Source organism: Trichococcus collinsii, assembly GCF_900107505.1.
GTDB lineage: Bacteria > Bacillota > Bacilli > Lactobacillales > Aerococcaceae > Trichococcus > Trichococcus collinsii.
This window is the reverse complement of sequence record NZ_FNQH01000003.1, coordinates 376,543-398,874: the sequence shown is the minus strand read 5'-3', so window position 1 is coordinate 398,874 and position 22,332 is coordinate 376,543. Positions and strand designations below refer to the sequence as shown.

The window sequence follows — 22,332 nt, the reverse complement described above, 5'->3', positions numbered from 1 at the left end:
CAATTTCATTAAAAAATGCAAATAACCCTACTGCAATGATTACATTGTAGCAAGGGTATTTGGATCGTCCTATATACTTGATTATTTTCCAAAATAGAAAAAGAAAGTCAACAGTTTTATCATGTAAAAATGTGTGGGACCCAATTTTTGAGGGACTGCGTTATCAGGTATTCAAAGCTTGTGAGTGGCCGTTATTATTCTATTATTTATATTTTGGACCGATTTCCACAGTTTGTTGCTGTCATCTCGTTCTGCTGTAGTTTACTATTTTCTCTTCTTTACGAACCAAAGCACAAGGCCAACGGTAATAACCGTTGCAACAATTACTACCCAATAAGGAATTCCTGTCTGAGTTTTGACAATTGGCTGGTTAGCTCTTTCGCCATAAGCTATAATTGCGGCATTGTTGATATCGAAATTCTCTTCTACGAACATTTCTTCTCCTGCCACATCGGCAGTAATGGAAAGAGTGTATTTTCCGGATTCCAGTAAAGAACTATCCCACTGAATAGGGAAATTTATTTTTGTTTTCGGTGCCATGATTATGGGCTCAAACTTGCCTGAAAAGAGTTCTTGTCCGTCTTTGTCAGAAACTTTATACACACCTGAAATCTGCCTTTGAATCATTGGGGCATCGTTCCGCATCTCAATAAATACGTTTGGGCCAACTGCATTAAAGCCCGCTTCACCAAATGAAAAAGCTGATTCTGCTTGTTCGGGTAAATCGAGTTGTATGGCTATTGCAAAAGCGGTTTTTGTAATAACTTTAAACTGAGCGGTATCCTTTTCAACGGTTTCGCTTGTCTGTTCACTAGCATCTGTTTTTTCTCCAATGAGCACTCCCCCTATAATCGTGCCCTTACTCATATCGGGTACCGTAACCTCGATGGGAACTTCAACAGTCTTGTTTGCTTTTATCGCCACTTCGCTATCCATTGAAATATTTTGGGACAATGCAAAAGAATCATCTAATAAACTCGTCTCGGGAGATTCTACATCCACATCGTAAAATATTCCGCCGCTGGGTTGTGTATAAGCGTTTGTCGGCATTAAGTTCACCGTAATGTCTTCGCTTTTATTATTTTTGATCTCAATATAAATTATTTGCTTTTCAGCTGGATTTACCTGCAGGTTAAAATACCCACTGACTCCATCTTTTTGGTTGGCAGGCAATATGGCTTTTATCGACATGGGCAGTTCTGTCGCCTCGGATGCTGTTACCGGTGGGGATATTGTTATTCCTAAAACTGTCATTAGCATGAACAAAAAAACTGCACGAATTCTATATTGCTTCATGTATTATCCTCCATAATTTTATATAGTGTATTTCAATGCTCACCTTGGCCCTTTTAAAGCTGAAGAGCGCGCATAAAAACATTTAGACCCGACTCACTGGCGCGAATAAACAGAGATCGGTCATCGACCATCTGAACGTTATTTGCGAAGTGTCATCGGGTCTGTTTTTTGGAATACATTTACGATTAATTGGCAGGAATAAGAAAGAGGCTGGGACAAAGATCCAGCCCCGTTACTAAATTGTGTTTATGTTAGATTAGATACTTGGCCCTTGTGTTAGAGTCATCGTGATAGTTGAAGTATAGCTGCCGGCCTTAGCGTCCTTAGGCAGCAAAGTCAACGTCATAGGAGCCACACCTACTGTATAGGTTCCCATCCCCTCATTTATGCCTGCATTTAAAATTGTGACACCGCTAGCGTTATCGATTGCACCGGTTGCTGTCGTTATATTCGTAATAGCTGTAGAATCGCCTACTGCTGTGATAGTTACCGCCCCTAGTGCTAAAGAACCCTCGGGTAATGTATTCAGGGTGTTATGAGTAGCCCCAGCATTTGTAAATGCTGTTGCCTTCAAGTTTACATCCCAACCAGCACCAGTACCTGTGGCGTCAATAAGTGTCATATCGGTCACTGTGGAAGTTGTTGTTTTAGTCGTACCATCTAAGGTTATGGCAGTAAAGTTAGCAGCTGTCAAATTATCAATAGTAACATTTCCAGTACCTGTAACTCCTGCGGTAGGTTCTGCAGCAAAGGCTGTGCTCGTTCCCATTACGCTTAACAACATTGTGATAGCTGCTATTTTATTCATTTTCTTCAACATTTTAATCCCGCCTTTTCTTTTTCGATTTGGTCGTACGATTTTGTAAACTTTATACAGATTAACCAATTTTTTCTAATATTTCCTTATATAATCCCGCCTTTCCGTAACGGGCTGCTACCCGTTTTTAACAGAATGCCCTCTTGCTTTGCATCCCACCATTTCGGGTAGGTTGCCTTTATCCCTGTATTCCCTCAAATTTATAATGAGGTGTTCGGAAAAAACCGATGTTATCAATATTTTAAAAGTTTTTCCAATATCAATCCGCCTAGTTATAATAATTTTTTATAAGGAGTGAAGACTTAACTGTTTCCAAGGCTTGCAGCCATTCTCGTTATAATAATTCAGAAAGCAGGTTTATCGCAGAGAAACTATTTGAAAATATTTTACTATTCAATAGAATAATCTGAATTTGTCATATATTTTGACAAATAATCTTTCTATATTCACCATATCTCTAAATTGCTCAATTGTCAAATTAGGCTAGACAAAAGTGAAAATATCTGATATTATGCCCAACACTTTTGCCGACACGAAAAATAGCGCCCACGAGCGAGAGTCCGAATAAAAGACAAGCCAGTATCCAACAGGTGTGTTGATTTCTCGATACGAAACTACTCTTTTCCGCTATGCGTTCAGCCGAGAGATCGACAGGCTGTCGGGTGTTCCGGATACTGTCCTGGGTGTACACCCGACAGATAAGCGTTCTGTCGACTGCTTGGCATTCTTCACTCTCCGTTCAGTCCACAGATTTAGTTTGTGTTGGTTGTTCGGTGTTCTTCGCCCTTCGTTCAGCCGACATCCCTGCTTTTCGTCGGTTGTTCGGTATCATTCACTTCACGTTCAGTCGACGACTTCGCATTTCACCGTCCAAACCAACCATCCAAAACAACTGAATGCCAAAAGAAAAAGCCCCCGCCGCAGCGGGAGCCGTAAAGTTCTTTCATTAGATGAACAAATTCAAGTTGGCATCCATCGTGTCGCCGATGTATGCTGCTACACCGCCGAAGTCCACGCCTTCGATGATTTCCTCTTCTTTGATGCCCATGATGTCCATGGACATTGTGCAGGCTACCATCTTCACGCCCATTTTTTGCGCTTGGGCGATCATGACCGGCAATGGGTCAACGTTCTTCTGTTTCATAACGGCTTGGATCATTTTCGATCCCATGCCGCCCATGTTCATTTTCGAGATAGGCAATTGACCTGCGTGGTTCGGCAACATGATGTCGAACATTTTTTCCATGCCGCGTTTCGCTACGCTGACTTTCTCCGGACGCTTGATGACGTTCAAGCCCCAGAAAGTGAAGAACATCGTCACTGGCTTGCCGTAAGCCGCTGCTCCGTTGGCGATGATGAAGGAAGCCAAGGCTTTGTCCAAGTCCCCGCTGAAGACAACCATCGTTGCCCCGTCTTTCGTTTCCTGCAGGACAGGTGCTTGTGCCGCTTGGGCTGCCAATGCCGCAGGGGTGAAGCCAGTTGCTGGAACTGCCGGAGCTGTTTTCCCTTTAGAAATATGCGCTCGGACGATTTTGCCGTCGATTTCTTTCGAGATCATTGTGTTGCCGGTGTTCTTCGTCCAGGCGGCGATGTCGGCCAGGAAGCCGAAGTCGGATGCTTCGATGATCAGTTCTTGGCCGTCGACCATCTTATCGATGTTTTCTTTCACTTTCAGGATCGGGCCTGGGCACTGCAGTCCGCAGGCATCGACTTGAATCGTGTTGCCGACCGGTTGTGCGGCAGGTTTAGCGTGTGTTGGTTCGACGTGGACCGCTGCTTCCGGCACGTCCTCTTGATAGGTCAAAGTCGTTTTGGCTTGTTTGTAGGTCTTGTAGCCGCCGTCCAGGTTTTTGACGGTGAAGCCGTTCTGCATCAGGATGCGGGCCGCGTTGTAGCCGCGGTGGCCGACTTGGCAGAACACATAGATCGTTTTGTCTTTCGGCAATTCGCTCATGCGGGCACGGATGTCGCCTAATGGGATCGTGTAGGCATTGCCCAGCACGCCGGTCGCCAACTCGAAGTCTTCACGGACATCCAACAGGAAGGCGCCTTTTGCAATCAGGCCATCGACTTCATGCCATTGGAAAGTGTCGATCGTACCCTCCAACATGTTGGAAGCCACATAACCTGCGATGTTGGCAGGGTCTTTTGCGGATGAATACGGCGGTGCGTATGCCAATTCCAAATCCGGCAAATCGTAAACGGTCGCGCCCAATTTCATGGCCGTCGCGATGACATCGACACGTTTTTCGACGCCTTCCATCCCGACTGCTTGCACACCCAAAATTTTTCCGTCCAAGCCGAACAACAATTTGATGTCCAACGGGGAAGCGCCTGGGTAATAACCGGCATGGGAGTTCGGATGGATATGCACGACTTTGTAGTCTGTATCCGATCCATTCAATGTTTTCTCGTTGTTTCCGGCTGCCGCCACCGTCAATTCGAAGACCTTCGCAACAGAAGTTCCCATCGTGCCTTTGTAGCGGACATCCATGCCGTTCAAGTGATCAGCCACCAAGCGGCCTTGACGGTTCGCCGGCCAAGCCAATGGCACTACTGTCGGTTTGCCGTTGACGAAGTCGGTCACTTCGATGACGTCGCCTACCGCGAAGATATCCGGATCGGAAGTCTGCAGCTGGTCGTTCACGACGATTGCGCCTCTGAAGCCTGTCTTAAGGTCGGATTCGATTGCCAAGTCGTTCTCTGGCGTCACGCCAATAGAAAGGATCGTCATGTCCGTGTTCAGGACTTTGCCGCTGTTCAAGCGGACTTTTGATCCGTTGTTTTCGAAGGCTTTAACGCCATCGTTCAAGATCAAGTTGACATTATGCATATCGATATGCGCATGCACGGATTGCGCCATTTCGAAGTCGATCGGTGCCATGACCTGGTCGCTCATTTCGATCAAGGATACGTGGATGCCCAATTCCCATAGGTTTTCCATCATTTCCAAACCGATGAAGCCGCCACCGATGACAGTCGCGCGTTTGACTTGGTGCTCAGTGATGTAGGCTTTGATCTTGTCCATGTCCGGGATGTTGCGCAATGTGAAGACGTTCTCCGCTTCCTCGATGCCGGTGATGGCCGGTTTGATCGGCTTCGCGCCGGTCGAGATGATCAACTTATCATAGCTTTCTTCCGTCGTTGCGCCGGTCAATACGTGTTTCACTGTGATTGTCTTTTTGCCGCGGTTGATCTTCACGACTTCGCTGAAGTTCTTGATGCCGATGTTGAATTTCTTCGCCATGCCGCCGACTGTCTCCAACAACAAGTTGTCGCGCTCTTGGATTACGCCGCCGATGTGGTACGGCAAGCCGCAGTTCGCGAAAGAGATGTATTCACCCTTTTCGAAGATGACGATTTCATCCTCTTCATTCAATCTTCTCAAGCGTGCCGCTGCAGTCGCTCCGCCGGCTACGCCGCCGATGATCACAATTTTACGTTTCATTTATATAATCCTCATTTCACAAAGTTTTTAGGTTTCGGTTGTATGCTGATAATAATACCCCGGTAGGTATAATTTGTAAAGGGAAATGTGTCGATAATGTTAAAAACTTTTTGCACAAACTTTCGGTGGCGGCCCGTCGGTGCCGCCCAGCTCCGACGAAAAGCACTCTCGGCGGAGCTGGGGTTCCGGTGATCTACCGTCCTCCTGTTACCGGACTCTGGTCGGAGCTGAGCGTGTGGACGGATCCTGTCCTCCTGCGAGCGATGGCTCGTCGGAGGTGAGAGCTCGGCGCTCGCATCTGCTCCGGCGAAGCAAACCCTAACAGGAGCTGGTGCCTTCCTCCGGTGAGCGCCGTTCTCAACGGAGTTGGGCTCTTCGGTATTCATCTTCCTCCTGCAAGCGAATGCTGGCCGGAGCTGAGCGTGTGGACGTATCCTGTCCTCCTTCGAGCGATGGCTCGTCGGAGGTGAGAGCTCGGCGCTCGCCTCTGCTCCGGCGAAGCAAACCCTAACAGGAGCTGGTGCCTTCCTCCGGTGAGCGCCCCTCTCAACGGAGTTGGGCTCTTCGGTATTCATCTTCCTCCTGCAAGCGAATGCTGGCCGGAGCTGAGCGTGCGGACGTATCCTGTCCTCCGACGAGCGATGGCTCGTCGGAGGTGAGAGCCCGGCGCTCGCATCTGCTCCGGCGAAGTAACCCCTAATCGGAACTGGTGCTTTCCTCCGGTGAGCGCCCTTCTCAACGGAGGTGGGCTCTTCGGTATTCATCTTCCTCCTGTTACCGGAACCCAGCCGGAGCTGAGCGCGGATTAACAGCCTGTCCTCCAGCGAGCAACCTCTCATCGGAGGACCTGTTCCCATCTCGCAACAGCTCCGGCGAAGCCAGTCCCCGTCGGAGAACAGTGTCCTGCCACTATACAATCCCTTATATAAGCAAACAGGCAAGAACTCCGACGAGCCGTAGCTTTGTCGGAGTTCTTGCCCTTATACGTAATAGCGCCCGTGACACTTTCCCACAGCTTTATAGTTCTTGCGGAGAACCCGATAAATCCGATCTTTATTGTCCATCCCGCACCACTCAGCCATCCGCGGCGTCGTCACTTTCGCATCCGGAAAAAGCAGCCGGAACTCTTCGATATTGTGCAGAATCATTTTCGTCGTCCGCCTCCTTTTTTTGCAAACCGGACAATAGACCGACTTAACCCCATCAAGACGCACCGCCGAACCGCAATCCAGGCAGAACAGCTCTTTTCGCAACTTCGCGTAGTCGATTTCCGGTAGTTCCTCGGCAAAATGGCGAGGATTGTGCATCCGGATCAACGAATCCGCCAGCCGCTGTTGCTGCGGCCCAATTGCTCCTTTCACCCGGAAATTCTGGAAATGACGCGGAATCTGCCCGGGAAGCAAGTATTCCTCAATTTTACGGGTACTCAGCAAATTGAACTCAGGATTGATGAAGACGACAAAGCCTTCAATCGGCATCTCTATATTCAGATCCGCAAGCAGCACACCCAATCTTGCCATCGTTCGATTCAGCTGGACAGACGGATTTTCCATTGTGGCGCCGCTTGGTTTCCGGAGTGTCAAGGATCCCCACTGATGATCCCCCTTGTAGTTTTTCGTTTCATACACCAACAGCTTATCGGGACAAATCACCAACGTATCGATCTGAATCGAGATGCGATTGTGCCGCAACTGCAGATCATTCAGCACCAAACAGCGCGAATCCAGTGCATCCGTATACACATCCAGCCCGCATTCACCCCTGAAGCCTCCATCCATATGCAACAAATAATATTGATCCCCCGGCCCCAATTTCATCCGTTTGGCCAACGCTTCATAAATGCAGAGCATCCGCGGCTTTTCGCGTTCCTTATATGCCATTCTCTCTCCTCCTTCTGAATTCAATCGTCACCAATAATATCTGCACGCCATCGTCATTAGCTTTTTTATTACCGAAGTGACTTCCGACGACGTGTCCTTTTGCAGGAGGTGTGGTGCCGGTAATCTCCCCCCCTCCTGTGAGCGAATGCTGGCCGGAGCTGAGTACGCAGACGGAGACTGTCCTCCTTCGAGTGATGGCTCGCCGGAGGTGATAGCTCGGCGCCCGCGTCTGCTCCGGCGAAGACAACCCTTGTCGGAACTGGCGCTTTCCTCCGGCGAGCGCCCTTCTCAACGGAGGTGCTGCCCTCCTCCGGCGAAGGCCGCGCTCCTCGGAGCTGCGCGGCCGCAGAACGCCCTGTCGCAATTATGCGATTATTAGATGCCAACCCGACGGAACTTTGGTATACTTTGAATAGAAAGCAATCGTGAGAAGAAAGAGGGAAATACAATGGCATCAGCATTGATCGTATACGCAAGTTTGACAGGGAATACCGAAGAAATCGCCGATATCGTCGCAGACCAATTGGAAGCATTGGGCGTTGACGTGGAAGTAAAAGAATGTTCACAAGCCGGACCGGAGGACTTCTTAGCATATGACATGAACATCATCGCGACTTACACATACGGATCCGACGGCGACTTGCCGGACGAATTCATGGACTTCTATGAAGAGATGGAAGATGTTGACTTCACTGGCAAAATTGCCGGAGTCGTCGGATCTGGGGATACATTCTATGAATATTACTGCAAAGCAGTCGACGATTTCGAAGCCCAATTCAAGAAATTCGGGGCAACAATCGGCGCTGAAAACGTCAAGGTCGACTTGAACGCCGAAGAAGAGGATATCGCGAACCTGCAGAAATTCTCTGAAGCGATGGTAGCGGCGCTGAACAAATAAGCAACACCCTTCATTACCGCAATAACAAAAGCAAGAGTCGGCATTCGGGAATCCCTGCAGTTGGCTCTTGTTTTTTACAACAGAAAGGAGGCGGTTCCATGGATGTCGGAATGGAATATGAAATATTGATGCTCCAGTTAGGGTCGTTGGCCCGCAAGCTTTTCAACGCCGAGGAGAATCTTTCGAAATACCAAGAAGCACTGGAAAAAGCCATTGCGACTTTGGAAAAGGAGAACCGCGACCTGGAACGGCTGCGCAATGACAGTTTCTCGAACACGCTCCTGAAGCTCTTCGGCAACTTCGACCGCCGTTATGACAAAGAGTACCGGGAAATCATCAGCGCCAAAGTCGAGTTCGACAAAACCTATGCGATGAAAATCGCCGCTGCGCGCAGAGTCAAAGAAGTCGAAGCAGATATCGAAGAGAAAAAGCTGCGGCTGCGCAACATCAAGGAAGACGTCCTGCGCAAACATCCGGACATGAATAAAGTCATCAGCGAGCGCCAACAACAGATTCTGGCAATTCAGCACGAATGGCGCGAAACGAATGAAGCTGAACAAGCCGGTATCGCGGTGCTGGAATCCCTATCGGATATCATCAGCGGCCTCGATGCCGCCGATGCCATTTCGACTTGGGATCTGATCACCGACAGCAGCCTTATCCTGGATTTCCTGAAGCACGACAAACTGGATGCTGCCGAAGCCTCGCTCCTGCATCTCGAACAGACCGTCTATACTTTTGCGCGGGAACTGCGCGACCTGGATTTCGTCTTCGAGAGCGACCTCGAGACCATCTCATCCACCCAGCGCGCCCTGGACATCTTCTTCGACAACCTCTTCTCCGATTGGGGAACGAAAGTCATCATTGAGAAGAACATCGAAAACCTAAAGAAGCTACAGGACAGCACCGAGGATGTCATGGAAAGTTTGGCGGCGAAGAAGCGCGAGTTGGAAACGACGCTAGAAGTGTTGGCGGTTGAGGATGATAAAGTGATTTGAATTGTATATGAATGTGAAGAACCGATTAGTCTGAGGACTCTCGGTTCCTTTTTTTTGTTTCGCGTGGGCGCGAAACTTAAGGTATGCCGGTAGTACTCGCTGCTCCGACGAAGGCAATCCTGATCGGAACTGGTGCTTTTCTCCGGTGAACGCCCTTCTCGCCGGAGGTGGGGTTCCGGTGATATGCTCTGCTCCTGCGAGAGAATTTTGGCCGGAGCTAGTGGCTAGGTAGCTCGCTCTTCTATGGTGAGCAATCCCTCGTCGGAGCTGACGTACCCTTAGGCACGCCTACTCCGGCGAAGACACCTCTAATCGGAGCTGGTGCTTTTCTCCGGTGAACGCCCTCCTTACAGGAGGTGGGGTTCCGGTGATATGCTCTCCTCCTGCGAGCGAATGTTGGCCGGAGCTAGGGACTGGTCAGCTCGCACTTCTTCGGGGAGCGGGTCGTCGTCGGAGCTGACCTACCCTTAGGAGCGCCTGCTCCGGCGAAGCCACCTCTAGTCGGAGCAGCGAGGGTCTTACACCCTTCGCCGGCAGTCCCCCTGTTTACTTAACCAATTTGTTCATTATCATAAAAAATATATTGCATTCTTGTGGGGCATATGAGAATATAGAACATGTAATCGATTTTATATCAATTACAGGAGCCCTTGTGGTTCCAGCTTCTGTTTAATCCCCCCAAGGTTAAATAGACAAAGCTCAGCTTCGGCTGAGTTTTTTTTGCGTTCTGGGGTCAATTTTGTACAAATACACGAGAGAATTATCTATTCTCTAGAGGTAAGTTGTGCTATGATAGTGCCATTACGTTTTAAAAAATAGGAGTGAATACACAATGGTATTACCGAATTTTGAAGAAAATCTGCAAAAATACGCCAAATTGTTGGTTTTGAAAGGAATCAACGTTCAAAAAGGCCACACGATCGTCCTCAACATCGACGTCGAGCAGGCCCCTTTCGCCCGTCTGTTGACGAAGGAAGCGTACGCGCTGGGCGCCGAGGAAGTCATCGTCAAGTGGACCGACGATTTCGTCACCCGCGAAACGTATCTGCACACGTCCGAGGAAAGAATGACGAATATCCCGCAATATAAAGTGGATGAAAGTCTTGACATGATTGAGAAGAAAGCGAGCCGCCTTTCTGTCCGCTCGGCCGATCCGGATGCCCTGAATGGCATCGACGGAAAGAAATTGGCCGCTGTCCAAAAAGCTAATAACGTCGCCTTCGATGCGCAACGCATCGCCACCCAAGCCAACAAAGTGAGCTGGACGGTCGCTGCCGCAGCCGGCGCGAAATGGGCGGCGAAAGTCTTCCCTAATCTGGCGACCGAAGAGGAACAAGTCGACGCCTTGTGGAACGAAATCTTCAAGACGTGCCGCGTCTACGAAGCCGATCCTGTGGCGGCTTGGGATGCGCATGAAGCGCGCCTGCTGTCGAAAGCAGATGTGCTGAACGCCGAACAATTCGACATGCTGCATTACACAGTACCGAACGGGACCGATTTGACGATCGGTATGCCGCAAAACCACGTCTGGGAAAGCGCCGGCAGTGTGAACGCGCAGAACGAAAAGTTCATCGCCAACATGCCGACCGAGGAAGTCTTCTCAGCGCCTGATTTCCGCCGCATCGATGGTATCGTGAAATCAACGAAACCGTTGAGCTACGCCGGCAACATCATCGACGGCATGACTTTCCGCTTCGCAAACGGCCAAGTGACCGAAGTGACAGCTGAAAAAGGCGAAGAAACGATACGCCGCTTGGTGGAAGAAAACGACGGCGGACGCAGCCTAGGCGAAGTTGCCTTGGTTCCGGATCCGTCTCCGATTTCGCAATCCGGCATCGTCTTCTTCAATACCCTGTTCGATGAAAATGCCTCAAACCACTTGGCGCTGGGCTCCGCTTACGCATCGAGTGTGGTGGGCGGCACGGAAATGACCCAAGAAGAGCTGGCCGCAGCCGGCTTGAACCGCTCAACTACGCACGTGGACTTCATGATCGGTTCTGCGGATATGAACATCGATGGGATTCGCAAGGATGGATCTGTTATGCCAATCTTCCGCAAAGGGGATTGGGCGTTCTAAGATAGTTTGTTAGATTGGGTTGCCTCCCGGGGACGGGAGGCTTTTTGTGTTGTTGGGGATTGCCCTAGCTCCGACCGAGGGTGCGTGCGCCGGAGGTGACGTTTATAAGGGTTCGTCAACTCCGACGAGGACCCGCTCCCCGAAGAAGAGCGCGTCTCCCAACTCTCAGCTCCGGCCAACATTCCCTCACAGGAGAAGAACTATTACCGGAAACCTCTACTCCGGCGAGCAGGCCTTTCGCCGGAGCAAACCGGCGTCTCACCCTGTTCTACGGTAAGGGCTGGCTTCGCCGGAGCTGGTAGCCCGCGGAGGCTGCCTCCTCCGGTAAGTACGGTTTGGCCGTAGGAGACGAATTGTCCACCACCCCAGCTCCGGCCAACATTCCCTCGCAGGAGAAGGACTATTACCGAAACCTCTACTCCGGCGAGCAGGTCTTTCGCCGGAGGAACTGGCGCCTCACCCTGTTCTACGGTAAGGGCTGGATTCGCCGGAGCTGGTAGCCCGCGGAGGCTGACTCCTCCGATAAGCACGGTTTGGCCGTAGGAGACGAATTGTCCACCACCCCAGCTCCGGCCAACATTCCCTCACAGGAGAAGGACTATTACCGGAAACCCCTACTCCGGCGAGCAGGTCTTTCGCCGGAGGAACTGGCGCCTCAACAGCAAGCGGTTTCTTAAGTTTTCCTAACCCCACAGTACATTGCTTTAGTTCTGATTTTGGATGGGCTATAATGTGGATAGATAGTCAGACAAGTCTTTATGAAAGCAGGGTGTTTACCGTGATCGATCGAAAGAAAACGATGGAACAGCTCGAGGAGGTTTCGCATGCAGTGGAACCGGAAAAGCCGTCCAGCAAAAGTTGGTTGTATATTTTCGGGGCAGTTATATTGATTTTTGGCCTCACCTTCATCTTCCAACAGATGAGCGGTATATCGGATGGTGAAGTCCGGCCTGCCGACATCGAGAGTCTGCAAACGGAACTCTCTGAGCTTAAGGGTACTGTCTCCGATCTGGAAGCGCGCATTGATGCGTTGGAAAATGAATGAGTTTCGGGCAGCCATTTGCTGCCCTTTTTATGCTTTCCGCTGATCCGGGGAACTTTTTTCAGATGGGTATGGAAATTGCACGCAATAAGTGATACAATGGTTAGTGTTCTGTTGGTCCTATAGCTCAGCGGATAGAGCACTCGTTTCCTAAACGAGGTGTCGGAAGTTCAATTCTTCTTAGGGCCGTCATATTTCAATAAACAAAACTTCCGACAATTTATTCATTTGTCGGAAGTTTTGTTTGTTTTGGCGCTTGATGTTTTTACATTTCAGGATGGTTGTCGGAAGTTTTACATACATTCGAATCGCCGACTGATGTGCGCGGCGGCGACTATTCGTTACCGTTCACCTTGCGTTCAGCAAACTGATTCGGCTTTCGTCGGCTGTTCGTCGTCCTTCATTTTGCGTTCAATCGACACCAATCAACAAAAAGATCGGATATCCTTCGCGGGTATCCGATTTTTTTGCGTATATTATCAGTGTTGGTTAGATGTTTAATGGAAGATGCCGAAGCCGCCCGCCCAAGTGATCTTATCGGCAGCAGCGAGCGAAATCTGCAGGAATCCCATTGCTTCGAGTTCGCGGGCTCGTTTCAGCAAGCCGGCATCGATGAAGGCCAGTCCGCTGCCCTCCAATGCATCAACCAATTTGTCTTTGGCTTCCTTGTCGTCGGACGCCAACAACACTGTCGTTGGGTGGACACCCGCTACTTTTTTTGTTGATAAGGTGGTTGCGAAATTCGTATTGAAGGCTTTGATGACAGACGCATCCGGTATTTCTTTGGCGATCTCAGCTGCGGCTGAGCTATCGGCTGGCACAACCAGGCTGTCGAACGTTTCAAAATTCAATGGATTGGTGATATCGATGACAATCTTTCCGGCAAACAAGTCGCGATGGGCAGTCAATATACCGGCAATAGCTGGATACGGAACCGACAAAACCACGATATCCCCAAATTTTTCAATAGCTGTATCCTTTGTGATATATGTTACTTGATTCCCTGCGGCTTCAAAATTACCCCCAATTGCACTTCCCATATTCCCTTTGCCAAAAATACTGATTTCAGCCATCTTCCATTCCTCCTTCTGGATTTCCAAACGTAGCGCACCAACTTTTTGTAATCATGTACACGCTTATTATAGCTATCTGCCGGGCGGAAAGGAAATTTTTGCTCTTGAAGAATGTTATCGGATGTTGAACATACTTTTCTTTTCGAATCGTCGACTTATGTGGGCGGCGTCGACTGTTCGGCGTCCTTCACTTTACGTTCGACCGACACCACTCAATAAAAAAATACGCCTATCCATTTGATCTGGATAGCCGATTTCTTGTACTTTTTAAGCGGAACACCCTATTCCTGCAACGAAATCTCTAGCTGTAGCGGACCTTTGCTTCCCATACCCAAATAATACGAAAGTTCTTTTTCTAAATCACCCATTAATTTCATGTCTTCGATCGCGATTAATATTGAGTATGCTTTCTTTATATGCTTGGAGCCTTCATCAATTTCCCCTGTTTTTTGTAAGACGATCCCTTTTCTGGCATAGGCAATTGCTAGTTGATTATATTTTTGATATTTCTTGCATAAAGGAATCACTTTTTCCAGATAGGAAAGGGATTCAGGATATTTTTTATCATCAATTAGCAAAACAGCTAAATTAACATCTATATTAATTAATAGAATATCAGCTTCCTTCAGATTGTGGTAAGGGATTAATTGATTGGTCGCTCTTTCACCAATGTTGACGGCTACATCAGTGGGGAAAATAAATAAAATGGTGTTTATTAATCGGATATCCAGTAAGTACCATTTGTCAAATTTTTCCAAACGTTCCCAAATCTTTTTTGCAAATAATTGTGCTTTTTCTACGTCTTGAGTCGTATTTAATGCAATCAAGCTTTCACAGGCGTAGAAAATGTCTCTCAACAAGTAGTCTTCCTCTACTTGTAAGTAGGCGGATATCTCGCCTTTAAGTAATTTCAAATTATCAGGGTGATTATAATTCAACGAAAAAAATTCATTGATCAGCTTTTCTTTTTGGGTCAATTTTTCTTTATTTAATATGTAACGGAACTCATCTACTGATATATTAAGTTTCTCAAGGATTGCTAACCATTTTCGAAAAGTAGGTTCTATTTCATTTCTTTCTATTTTTGAGTATGCAGATTGCCCCATGATGCCTTCTGCGACATACTGTTGGGAATAACCCCTATCTATCCTTATTTCTTTCAGGACATCTCCGAATTCTTTCGCCAAAACTTCACCTTCTTTTTTATAGTATTATACGACTAATTGGTTCAGAATGCATTTTTCTTCTTTATAATATAATTATTAATAGAAATATTATTTAGAAAAGGGGTCTCTATCATGAAAAAAATTATTGCTTTGTCCTTAGCCATAGGAGTACTGGTTACTAATACTTTTATTTTAAAGGAATTATCTTCTGATGACAACCTGTCCAGCAAGGACATTCAACATGAACAAGTAGCAAAAGCACCAGAAAAATATTCCACTAATATGATTTGGTTTATAGGATAAGAATTATTGGCAGCTTCAAATTTCTCGGAAAAAGGAAAAAACAGGTCAGGACACGGTCCTAACCTGCAGACTGCCTTTAGCAGTTGTTTTACTGATAAATCCAGAAATTTTATAATATAAGATGAAATAAAATAAGGCCGGATTCAGACTCCGGCCTCAGACTTTTCGCAGTTGTTTCGTTCCTTCAGCATATTTTCACTAATGCCCATCAACTTAACCCTAAAAATGTAGCGAGGAAATCATATTCGTTCATTATGTATTGGAGAAGTATGTATTACGATCATTTCTTAAAAAAGATGGGGTACTGCGGGGAGGGTTTCGGCTACGGGTTAGACAGAAGCGAAACTTCAGACTGCTCCATTAGTAATTGGTTGATATAAACCTACCTCCAGCGATTGCTTAAATATTTGTTGTTCAATTGGCTTAGGATCCTTTCGATTCAAACAAATGTTATTCACCTTAGTAAGATCGCTCCTACTAAAGCAAGTATAGCACCCGTACGCCCTTTTTTCTATTTATTTTTTAATGTCTCCAAAAAAAGGCAGTGTCACTCAATATTGAACGCTATGAAATTACAAGTTACGCCAAACGTTGCTATATCAACAAAAACAAACTGGTATATTGAATTTACTTACTGTTTAGTTAGGAAAAACTTGGTCGTTATATTAGCCGAATGACCAGATAAAGTCCAATACTATTACACCGTTTCCGGAGAAAATACAAAATTGTTTTTCGTTAGACAGTCTACTTTTCATTGCTATCTTGTAATTAATTTTGTTAAAAATCGCACAAACTTTACAAAATATAGCCACCATAGATGGCAACCTTTGGAATACACAAACTATTGTTTATTTATTAATATATACTTTATATTCTTACAAATGCACCTTCCAGAACATCATTATCTGTTTAGGCAATCATCAATTATTTCTTTGAAAACGAATTCAAAAAAATGTCTTTTTCCTTCTGATTTTGCCGCAATAAAATAGGCCCCAACGTCATCCGGTAGTTTCCGGGCGCCGTTGAGGGCCTGCTTTTGTTTGTTTTATTTCTTACAAAATCGTATCGCCTTCTCCGTATGAGCTGCGGCCGGCTTCGATGATGCCTTGGTTGCTGTCGCCGTTGTAGATGGAGTTTTTGACCAACACATAGTCGCATTTGCGGATCGCTGTGATGTCTTTTCCACCCGCGTAGGAAATGGATGACTGCAGGTCTTCACGCATTTCGTTCAAGGTGTCTGCAATCGTGCCGCGGTAAGGCGTCAGGATCTTCTTGCCTTCAACGTTTTTGCGTTGGCCTTTTTGGTATTCGGACGCGCTGCCGAAGTACTCTTTGTACAGACGGCCATTGATTTCTTTCGTTTCACCCGGTGACTCGTCGTGGCCTGCCAATAACGAACCGACCATGACCATTGTCGCGCCGAAGCGGATCGATTTGGCGATATCTCCGTTTGTGCGGACGCCGCCGTCAGCGATGATCGGTTTGCTTGCTGCTTTCGAGCACCAGCTAACGGCTGCCAATTGCCAGCCGCCTGTACCGAAACCAGTCTTGATTTTGGTTGTGCATACTTTACCAGGTCCGATTCCGACTTTCGTCGCATCAGCACCGGCGTTTTCCAATTCACGAACGCCTTCAGGAGTGCCAACGTTACCAGCAATCAAGAAAGTTTCCGGCATCACTGCTTTGACGTGTTTGATCATACGGATGACTTCATCGGAATGACCATGTGCCACGTCGATTGTTGTATATTCAGGAACGGCTTTTTTTGCCGCTAATTCATTTACGAAATCGAATTCTGCTTCTTTGATCCCCAAACTGATGGAAGCAAACAAACCTTTCTCATGCATATGTTGGATGAACGGCAAACGGCTCGCCTCATCAAAACGGTGCATGATGTAGAAATACCCTTCCCGCGCTAATTTTTCAGCAAGTTCTTCGTCCAGGATCGTCTGCATGTTCGCAGGCACCACCGGCAATTTGAACGTACGGCCACCAAGTACGACAGTCGTGTCGCATTCTGAACGGCTTTGCACAACGCTCTTATTCGGAATTAATTGTACGTCTTCATAGTCAAAAATTTTCATTTTCTATTTCCCTCTTTCTGTTAGTGCACTTTTCCTCTTGGGAATCGCTTTACACAGACACGGACGTGAAGGCAAAAAATGTCTTCTATCGTAAAGTCCCTATAGTAAGTTACACTACTCCCCCAGGTTTGTCAAAGATTTATTGTTGATGAAAAGTTAGTTTTGCTTTTGAGCGTCACGAAAAGCCGAGGAATAACGCATCCCAGCAAAGATCCGTGCATCTCTATCAACAATAAAAAGACAGCAATTCCTGGAGTGGCCCGCGATCACGGAAATCCTTCAGATGGACAACATGGAACGGATGCGCCACAGCAAAACCACGGATCGGAATCTCCTTCAGCGTCCCCTCCTCCAGTTCCTTTTCGACCGAGATGCGGTAGAGGAAGGCGATGCCGCGGTTCTCCGCCACCAACTGCTTGATCGGGCCGATGCCACCGACGACGGTCGTCCGCCCGAAACTGCTGAGGTTCGCTCCCTCTTTCAGGAGGGCATTTTCCAGAATCCGCCGCGAACCGGAGCCTTCCTCGCGGACAAACAGGTGCTCGCAGAACAGCGCCGCCAAATCTTGTTCGCTACGCCACAATGGGCTGGCAGTCGCACAGACGCCTATGAATGGCTCGTCGGACAGCTTTTCGAAGCCGAGTTGGCTCTGGTTGAAGTCGCCTTCGATCAGCGCGAAATCGATTTTCCCCTTCTGGATCAAGCCGGTCAGCGTGGCCGTGTTGTCGACGATCATCGATAAATGATGCCGCGGATGCTGCTCCAAGTAGCGCCCGATCAGTCCGGGCATGACGTACTCGCCGATCGTCAGCGTCGCCCCGAATGACAGCGTCGGCGCATCGTCCCGCTGCAGTAGATGCGTGCGGATCCGCTCCACATCGCGGTTCAGCAGCGAGAGTTGCTCCTCAAGATAGCGCCCCTTTTCAGTGACCAGCAGCTGCTTGCCTTCATATCGGAACAGCTGGACGCCCAGCTCCTCCTGCAGATGCTGGATGTGCTGGGTGACTGCAGGTTGGGTGATGTTTAATTTCTTGGCGGCTTTCGTGTAGCTGCCCTCCTCGATCAGCGTGAGAAATGTTTTATAGCGGTTATCCAGCATATTTGGTGCCTCCTATTAATTTTGCTTATACCTCGATAATAAATCATTATTTTTATTTATGCAAAAAGTCGGGTAAAATGGGTTACTGTAAAGCAATATTTAGGGAGGTTTTCGACAACTCATGAAAATAAATGCACTCAAAAAAGAACTGGATGGGGTACTGCCAGGTCTCGCCGTCAGCATCCTCATCTCTTTGGTCAGCCAGTTTTTGGCTCGCTTCTTGCCGACTTTGGGCGCCGCACTCATCGCCATTTTACTGGGCATGCTGCTGGGCAACACCCTTTTGAACCGGCCAGAATTGAGCCAGGGAACCAAATTCTCAGAGAAACGGCTTCTCGAATACGCCATCGTCCTGAACGGACTGATCCTTGATTTCCAAGTGCTGAAGTCAGCCGGAATCAAGGGCTTCGCCTTTATTATGTTGCAGATGGGGCTGACAATTTTTGTCACCTACCGGTTGGGCAAATTCTTCGGCTTCGGCAAACGCTTCTCTCTGCTGATGGGTGCCGGCAACGCAGTCTGCGGCTCTTCTGCCATCGGCACCGTCTCGCCCATCATCCAGGCCGATAACAAGGACAAAGGCATCTCGATCACAATCGTCAACCTGACCGGAACGGCGTTGATGATCCTGCTGCCGATCCTAGGCGCTGTTCTGTACGACAGCGACACGCTCCGGACCTCCGCCCTCATCGGCGGCACCGTCCAATCCGTCGGCCAAGTCGTAGCTGCTGCCAAGCTCGTCAATGACGACGTCGTCACCCTGGCGACCGTCTTCAAACTGATGCGCGTACTGCTTATCATCGGCGTTGCCGTATTGTACGGGCGCATGAACATGAATGAAGGCGAGCCTTTGTTCACGCGCAAAAAACGCGCTTCAGCTGCTGTAGATGCATCAGCCGAAGAAGCGGGAGCATCCGCCAACCCGGCCGCCGTCTCCTACGGCGTGCCGTGGTTCCTTACCGGATTCGTCGTCTTCTTCCTGATCCGCAGCTTCATCGGAGTCCCCGATAGCATCCTGATCGGCTCAAAAGCCATCAGCACCCAATTCGAAGTCGCCGCCCTAGCCGCAATCGGCATGCGCGTCAAATTCGCCGACATCATTCACGAAGGACCCAAAGCCATGCTGTACGGCTTGACCGTTGGAGTGGTGCAGGTTTTGATAGCTGTGGCATTGATACGGGTGTTTTTCGGATAATAGCATCAAAAAGCATCGGTTCCTATGGGAGCCGATGCTTTTTGTGCCTCTATCTGATTGATTTTGTGAACGTGTTTTTAGATTTTAAAACAGGTTTTTGAATGGCCTGATAGGCTAGGATAACGCGTGTTAGCCTGTTAAGATGAATTTATCAGCTGATGATTTGCTTTAAATATTTGCTTAACAAGAATTCGAAAATAAGTAAAATGGATCCGTAAAAAAGATGTGGTTCATGAGGATTCTTTGAAAATTGAATATCATCATTGGTCGCTATAGCTAATCGGGAATAATCCGCAATAGCCGAATTCGCATTACCAACGAAACTTAACACCTCAACCCCATTTTCATTTGCTTGTTTCACTAATTCTTTCAACCGGGATGTTTCCCCCGATTCTGTGACTACAATAATCAGTGTCTCTTTTGCATACTCCTTTTGAATCAATTCTAAGTGAGAATTCGATATACTTCGAAAGCCGTTGATGATGAGAGACTCATTTATATAATTCCCAATAATCTGAGAAAAACCAGAACCTAAAATCATAATCGTTTTGTCTTGATAATCGTTCATTATCTTCTCAAAGTCCTCGTAGTAGCGTTCTGCTAACTTTTTATAAAATAATGTTTTCGTTGTTTCAGACAAAGCCAGTTCCTTGTCCATTACCTCATTTTCTTTGATTTTGAAAACCAACTCACTGTACCCGGAAAAATTCATTTTTTTTGCTAAATTGATGATGGTGGCTGGCGAGGTATAACATTGTTTCGCAACACCGCGGATTCCTAAAATTTTGATGTCTTTAGCATGTGTTTCGATAAATAAGAGAATGTTTTTTTCCGTTTCATTTAAATTATATTTATTTGACAAATTTTCAATATTCATGCTGGTCACCTCTTTAAAACCTATCATATCACAAGAAAAAGAAATGGAGACGATACCTATGAAAGAAAAGTATATTGCCGATCCGTGGGCCAGAACAACCACGAGAAATAATTTGAACGGTGATGAAGTCATCTCAAGTCTGCAAAAATGCATCCGTCGCGGTTTGACTAAAGAAGCTTGTGAATTTGCATATGAAATGTACATCACTTCGCCTCAATTCGAAGAAAAGCTCTGGCGTAGACTGTTGGCCATCTCTGTTGAAGACATCGGCATGGGAAATCCTAATGCAGCAGTGATGGTGAATAATTTCAACCAAATGCGCAAAGAATTTGCCTACAATGAATCCGATCGTGCGATGTTTTTCTTTCACGCAATCCGTGTTCTGACTGAATCCGAAAAAGATCGCTCAACCGATTTGCTGAAAAATATTGTCATCAAAAGTTTTGCTATGGGATATGTTCCTGAGGTACCGGACTTCGCTTTGGATAAGCATACGACTCGCGGTATGGAAATGGGTCGCGATTCATTCCATTTCTTACACGAAGCCAGCAAAGTCATCCCTCAAATGGAAGTGACCAATCACTATAAAGAAGACTACGAAGCCATTTTGAAAGAGTATGACCCTAATAAAACTGTTCCGAACGCATTCGTATTCAATAGCTGGCAAATATAGGATAACAAGGAGACGTTGTAATGAACAAGAAGGATTCCTTTTTAGAAAAACTAGACCGCATGCTAAGTCCGATAGGCACAAAAATAGGTAATCAAATTCATTTAAAAGCCATTTCCTCCGGTATGATGTTCGGGCTTCCTTTTATCGTTGTAGGATCGCTTTTCTTAATCTTTGCCAATCCACCCATAAATATGGATCTGTATGACCCACAGACAGCAAATATATTCGTTCGCTTTTTGGCAGCTTGGAAAAACTTTGCATCTGCAAACTATGAGCTTCTGACCGCTCCTTACAATATGACAATGGGTATTTTCGGTTTGATTTGTGCTTTCGGAATCGCCTATTCATTGGCTCGGGAGTACAAGTTGGATACTGCCATGAACGGTATGATCTCTCTGGCAGTCTTTATGCTTGTGGTTGCAAGCAGTGTCGATGGCAAGATTTCAACTGAGTTTCTTGGCACGAACGGATTGTTTGTAGCCATCATCATCGGATTGATCGTCGTGGAAGTATCTCGGTTGGTGGAAGTTCGGAACTGGAAAATTTCTATGCCGGACACGGTTCCTCCTGCTGTCACATCATTCGTCAATTCGATGCTGCCGCTGTTTCTGAATATCATTCTGATTTATGGACTAAATGTACTTATTATTGCATTGACCGGCAGCACGTTCCCGCAATTCGTCATGTTGCTGCTGACCCCTGCATTAAGTTTTTCGGGAAATTTATGGGGATTCATTGCGATTGTCACATTTGGTAATTTTTTATGGCTTTTCGGAATCAACGGGACGTCCATCATTTTCCCCATCGTATTTTCAATTGGGATCACAAATACTGGTATCAACAGTGAATTGATTGCTAGCGGTCAAGAAGCAACGGTTGCCATGAACTTACAGATGTTCAGAATTTCTGTTTTGGGCGGAGCCGGTGGAACATTAGGCTTGATTATCTTGATGCTGCGGAGTAAGTTGGTTCATCTTAAGACATTGAGTAAAATTTCAATCATACCAGGTATCTGCGGCATTAATGAACCCGTAATTTTTGGTTTGCCAATTGTCTTTAATCCAATCTTGGCGATTCCGTTCCTTCTGACACCGATCATCAATCTTGTTTTGACTTATTATGCCCAAGTAAGTGGTATCATTTCTATGGGACATATTATTGATCCATCTTTTACGCCCTTCTTTGCACAAGCTTACTTAGCTACTATGGACTTCAGAAACGTTCTCTTTTATTGCGGGTTGGTTGTTTTAAGTATCTTCATTTATTACCCATTCTTCAAAGTATATGAGAACAGCCTTAGTCGTCAGAGCATTATTGAAAATTAGTAACAGTTAAAGTTTATTGCATAACCTGCAGCTATACCTCGGTTTTTTATTAACTGAAACCATACAAAACCAGGCTGCCGC

17 protein-coding genes, 1 tRNA gene and 1 riboswitch are annotated in these 22,332 nt (G+C 47.0%); of the genes, 9 read left to right on the top strand and 9 right to left on the bottom strand.

Annotation, left to right across the window (positions count from 1 at the left end; translation table 11 throughout):
- Positions 1-264: 264 nt before the first annotated feature.
- The 4 genes from BLV66_RS09380 to BLV66_RS09360 all read right to left on the bottom strand — a co-directional run bounded on the left by BLV66_RS09380 (position 265) and on the right by BLV66_RS09360 (position 7,441).
- The gene (locus BLV66_RS09380) at positions 265-1,296 is read right to left on the bottom strand and encodes a DUF916 domain-containing protein (RefSeq protein ID WP_086985841.1); all 1,032 of its coding nucleotides are present in this window, start codon (positions 1,294-1,296) and stop codon (positions 265-267) included.
- 256 nt (positions 1,297-1,552) lie between these two features.
- Positions 1,553-2,116 carry a WxL domain-containing protein gene (locus BLV66_RS09375; protein WP_086985840.1) on the bottom strand — a complete coding sequence of 188 codons (564 nt, stop codon included), beginning with the start codon at positions 2,114-2,116 and terminating at the stop codon, positions 1,553-1,555.
- A 99-nt stretch (positions 2,117-2,215) separates the two neighbouring features.
- Positions 2,216-2,300: riboswitch (cyclic di-GMP riboswitch) on the bottom strand.
- A 759-nt stretch (positions 2,301-3,059) separates the two neighbouring features.
- Positions 3,060-5,561: a CoA-disulfide reductase gene (locus BLV66_RS09370; RefSeq protein ID WP_086985839.1), complete on the bottom strand. Its 2,502-nt coding sequence runs from the start codon at positions 5,559-5,561 to the stop codon at positions 3,060-3,062.
- Between the two features lie 980 nt (positions 5,562-6,541).
- On the bottom strand, positions 6,542-7,441 hold the full coding sequence (locus BLV66_RS09360) for a nuclease-related domain-containing protein (protein WP_086985837.1): 900 nt from the start codon (positions 7,439-7,441) through the stop codon (positions 6,542-6,544).
- A 448-nt stretch (positions 7,442-7,889) separates the two neighbouring features.
- Here BLV66_RS09360 and BLV66_RS09350 point away from each other — a divergent pair, with 448 nt between their 5' ends.
- The 5 genes from BLV66_RS09350 (at position 7,890) to BLV66_RS09325 (ending at position 12,645) form a co-directional block, all read left to right on the top strand.
- Positions 7,890-8,339 carry a flavodoxin gene (locus BLV66_RS09350; protein WP_086985835.1) on the top strand — a complete coding sequence of 150 codons (450 nt, stop codon included), beginning with the start codon at positions 7,890-7,892 and terminating at the stop codon, positions 8,337-8,339.
- A gap of 98 nt (positions 8,340-8,437) precedes the next feature.
- The gene (locus tag BLV66_RS09345) at positions 8,438-9,337 is read left to right on the top strand and encodes a coiled-coil domain-containing protein (RefSeq protein WP_086985834.1); all 900 of its coding nucleotides are present in this window, start codon (positions 8,438-8,440) and stop codon (positions 9,335-9,337) included.
- An 832-nt stretch (positions 9,338-10,169) separates the two neighbouring features.
- Positions 10,170-11,414 carry an aminopeptidase gene (locus tag BLV66_RS09340; RefSeq protein ID WP_086985833.1) on the top strand — a complete coding sequence of 415 codons (1,245 nt, stop codon included), beginning with the start codon at positions 10,170-10,172 and terminating at the stop codon, positions 11,412-11,414.
- 730 nt (positions 11,415-12,144) lie between these two features.
- Positions 12,145-12,459 carry a hypothetical protein gene (locus tag BLV66_RS09330; protein WP_086985831.1) on the top strand — a complete coding sequence of 105 codons (315 nt, stop codon included), beginning with the start codon at positions 12,145-12,147 and terminating at the stop codon, positions 12,457-12,459.
- A gap of 113 nt (positions 12,460-12,572) precedes the next feature.
- Positions 12,573-12,645: transfer RNA gene (locus BLV66_RS09325), tRNA-Arg, on the top strand.
- A gap of 308 nt (positions 12,646-12,953) precedes the next feature.
- On the opposite strand, the gene BLV66_RS09320 is transcribed toward BLV66_RS09325, so the two are convergent.
- Both BLV66_RS09320 and BLV66_RS09315 read right to left on the bottom strand, forming a co-directional pair.
- Complete coding sequence (locus BLV66_RS09320; protein ID WP_086985830.1) at positions 12,954-13,529, bottom strand: NADPH-dependent F420 reductase; 576 nt, start codon at positions 13,527-13,529, stop codon at positions 12,954-12,956.
- Between the two features lie 281 nt (positions 13,530-13,810).
- The gene (locus BLV66_RS09315; protein WP_086985829.1) at positions 13,811-14,716 is read right to left on the bottom strand and encodes a helix-turn-helix domain-containing protein; all 906 of its coding nucleotides are present in this window, start codon (positions 14,714-14,716) and stop codon (positions 13,811-13,813) included.
- Positions 14,717-14,827: 111 nt separating this feature from the next.
- Between BLV66_RS09315 and BLV66_RS15580 the strand changes: the two genes are divergently transcribed.
- The gene (locus tag BLV66_RS15580; RefSeq protein ID WP_176974200.1) at positions 14,828-14,998 is read left to right on the top strand and encodes a hypothetical protein; all 171 of its coding nucleotides are present in this window, start codon (positions 14,828-14,830) and stop codon (positions 14,996-14,998) included.
- Between the two features lie 1,052 nt (positions 14,999-16,050).
- Here the strand turns inward: BLV66_RS15580 and BLV66_RS09310 are convergent.
- Positions 16,051-17,082, bottom strand: coding sequence for a GMP reductase (locus BLV66_RS09310; RefSeq protein ID WP_086985828.1), 1,032 nt, complete (start codon positions 17,080-17,082; stop codon positions 16,051-16,053).
- A gap of 226 nt (positions 17,083-17,308) precedes the next feature.
- Entirely contained in the window at positions 17,309-18,181 is an 873-nt protein-coding gene (locus BLV66_RS09305) for a LysR substrate-binding domain-containing protein (protein ID WP_086985827.1), read from the bottom strand.
- 121 nt (positions 18,182-18,302) lie between these two features.
- Here BLV66_RS09305 and BLV66_RS09300 point away from each other — a divergent pair, with 121 nt between their 5' ends.
- Positions 18,303-19,376 carry a YeiH family protein gene (locus BLV66_RS09300; RefSeq protein WP_086985826.1) on the top strand — a complete coding sequence of 358 codons (1,074 nt, stop codon included), beginning with the start codon at positions 18,303-18,305 and terminating at the stop codon, positions 19,374-19,376.
- A 151-nt stretch (positions 19,377-19,527) separates the two neighbouring features.
- Here BLV66_RS09300 and BLV66_RS15445 read toward each other — a convergent pair whose 3' ends face one another.
- Positions 19,528-20,253: a MurR/RpiR family transcriptional regulator gene (locus BLV66_RS15445; RefSeq protein WP_176974199.1), complete on the bottom strand. Its 726-nt coding sequence runs from the start codon at positions 20,251-20,253 to the stop codon at positions 19,528-19,530.
- Between the two features lie 58 nt (positions 20,254-20,311).
- On the opposite strand from BLV66_RS15445, the gene BLV66_RS09290 reads away from it, so the two are divergent.
- Together BLV66_RS09290 and BLV66_RS09285 are read left to right on the top strand one after the other, a co-directional pair.
- Entirely contained in the window at positions 20,312-20,926 is a 615-nt protein-coding gene (locus tag BLV66_RS09290; protein ID WP_086986045.1) for an AAA family ATPase, read from the top strand.
- Between the two features lie 20 nt (positions 20,927-20,946).
- Positions 20,947-22,251 carry a PTS sugar transporter subunit IIC gene (locus BLV66_RS09285; protein WP_086985825.1) on the top strand — a complete coding sequence of 435 codons (1,305 nt, stop codon included), beginning with the start codon at positions 20,947-20,949 and terminating at the stop codon, positions 22,249-22,251.
- Positions 22,252-22,332: the final 81 nt, after the last annotated feature.

Bases quoted from the DNA above. Each gene is read 5' to 3' on its own strand.
- BLV66_RS09290 (WP_086986045.1), top strand. From the start codon at position 20,312: ATGAAAGAAAAGTATATTGCCGATCCGTGGGCCAGAACAACCACGAGA.
- BLV66_RS09360 (WP_086985837.1), bottom strand. From the start codon at position 7,441: ATGGCATATAAGGAACGCGAAAAGCCGCGGATGCTCTGCATTTATGAA.
- BLV66_RS09370 (WP_086985839.1), bottom strand. From the start codon at position 5,561: ATGAAACGTAAAATTGTGATCATCGGCGGCGTAGCCGGCGGAGCGACT.
- BLV66_RS09285 (WP_086985825.1), top strand. From the start codon at position 20,947: ATGAACAAGAAGGATTCCTTTTTAGAAAAACTAGACCGCATGCTAAGT.
- BLV66_RS09305 (WP_086985827.1), bottom strand. From the start codon at position 18,181: ATGCTGGATAACCGCTATAAAACATTTCTCACGCTGATCGAGGAGGGC.
- BLV66_RS15445 (WP_176974199.1), bottom strand. From the start codon at position 20,253: ATGAATATTGAAAATTTGTCAAATAAATATAATTTAAATGAAACGGAA.
- BLV66_RS09320 (WP_086985830.1), bottom strand. From the start codon at position 13,529: ATGGCTGAAATCAGTATTTTTGGCAAAGGGAATATGGGAAGTGCAATT.
- BLV66_RS09380 (WP_086985841.1), bottom strand. From the start codon at position 1,296: ATGAAGCAATATAGAATTCGTGCAGTTTTTTTGTTCATGCTAATGACA.
- BLV66_RS09350 (WP_086985835.1), top strand. From the start codon at position 7,890: ATGGCATCAGCATTGATCGTATACGCAAGTTTGACAGGGAATACCGAA.
- BLV66_RS09310 (WP_086985828.1), bottom strand. From the start codon at position 17,082: ATGAAAATTTTTGACTATGAAGACGTACAATTAATTCCGAATAAGAGC.
- BLV66_RS09340 (WP_086985833.1), top strand. From the start codon at position 10,170: ATGGTATTACCGAATTTTGAAGAAAATCTGCAAAAATACGCCAAATTG.
- BLV66_RS09300 (WP_086985826.1), top strand. From the start codon at position 18,303: ATGAAAATAAATGCACTCAAAAAAGAACTGGATGGGGTACTGCCAGGT.
- BLV66_RS09330 (WP_086985831.1), top strand. From the start codon at position 12,145: ATGTGGATAGATAGTCAGACAAGTCTTTATGAAAGCAGGGTGTTTACC.
- BLV66_RS09375 (WP_086985840.1), bottom strand. From the start codon at position 2,116: ATGTTGAAGAAAATGAATAAAATAGCAGCTATCACAATGTTGTTAAGC.
- BLV66_RS09345 (WP_086985834.1), top strand. From the start codon at position 8,438: ATGGATGTCGGAATGGAATATGAAATATTGATGCTCCAGTTAGGGTCG.
- BLV66_RS15580 (WP_176974200.1), top strand. From the start codon at position 14,828: ATGAAAAAAATTATTGCTTTGTCCTTAGCCATAGGAGTACTGGTTACT.